The following is a 914-nucleotide window of genomic DNA, read 5'->3' on the forward strand; positions in this document are numbered from 1 at the left end:
CCCCCACACCCCTCACCGGCCCCCCGCCCCCGCCGCACCGGCGCCCGCACGCGCCTGGTTGAACCGCAGCATGTTGCCCGCCGGATCACGAAAAGCACAGTCCCGCACCCCGTACGGCTGGTCCATCGGCTCCTGCAGCACCTCCGCCCCCGCCGCCCGCAACCGCTCATACGTCGCATCGCAGTCGTCGGTACGGAAGATCACCCCCCGCAGCAGCCCCTTCGCCAGCAACTCCGCCGCCGCCAGCCGGTCCTCCGCACTCGCGTGCGGATCCGCCACCGGCGGCTCCAGCACGATCTCCACCCCCGGCTGCTCCGGCGAGCCCACACTCACCCACCGCATCCCCTCGAACCCCACATCACTGCGCACCTCGAACCCCAGAACGTCACGGTAGAACACCAGAGCCCGGTCATGGTCGTCGACAGCGATGAAACACTGCGCCAGCTGAATACCCATACCCCCACGCTACGCGCCGACACCGCGCCCCGGCCCGGGCCCGGGCCCGCGCCCGGGCCGGGTACCCACCATCGCCGCACACGCCGGGATCACCGCCCCCGCCCCGTGGTCCGCCGCCCGGTACACACTCGGACTGCACCCCACCAACCGCGTGAACCGCGCACTGAACGACCCCAGCGACGTACAACCCACCGCCACACACACCTGCGTCACCGACAGATCCCCACGCCGCAGCAACGCCTTCGCCCGCTCGACACGCCGCGTCATCAGATACCCGTACGGCGTCTCCCCGTACACCGCACGGAAACTACGCGCGAAATGCCCCGCCGACATCAACGCCGTCCCCGCCAACGCCGCCACATCCAACGCCTGCGCGTACTCCCGATCCATCCGGTCACGCGCCCGACGCAACCGCACCAGATCCTCCAACGGAACACGAACCGCCACACCCCCCACCC

General features: G+C 70.9%; 2 protein-coding genes. Both read right to left on the bottom strand.

All coding sequences use genetic code 11. From position 1 onward, the window contains the following. Positions 1–12 precede the first annotated feature (12 nt). Positions 13–456 carry a VOC family protein gene (locus tag IH61_RS0139880; RefSeq protein WP_031079364.1) on the bottom strand — a complete coding sequence of 148 codons (444 nt, stop codon included), beginning with the start codon at positions 454–456 and terminating at the stop codon, positions 13–15. A 9-nt stretch (positions 457–465) separates the two neighbouring features. Beyond that, positions 466–912 (bottom strand): helix-turn-helix transcriptional regulator, encoded by a 447-nt coding sequence (locus IH61_RS0139885; protein WP_420714087.1) that lies wholly within the window; start codon positions 910–912, stop codon positions 466–468. Positions 913–914 lie beyond the last annotated feature (2 nt).

The sequence above is a fragment of the Streptomyces sp. NRRL WC-3742 genome (assembly GCF_000720635.1).
Classification (GTDB): domain Bacteria; phylum Actinomycetota; class Actinomycetes; order Streptomycetales; family Streptomycetaceae; genus Kitasatospora.

What these genes read in the sequence shown, in the direction of transcription:
- IH61_RS0139880 (WP_031079364.1), bottom strand. Translation starts at nt 456, where the DNA reads ATGGGTATTCAGCTGGCGCAGTGTTTCATCGCTGTCGACGACCATGAC.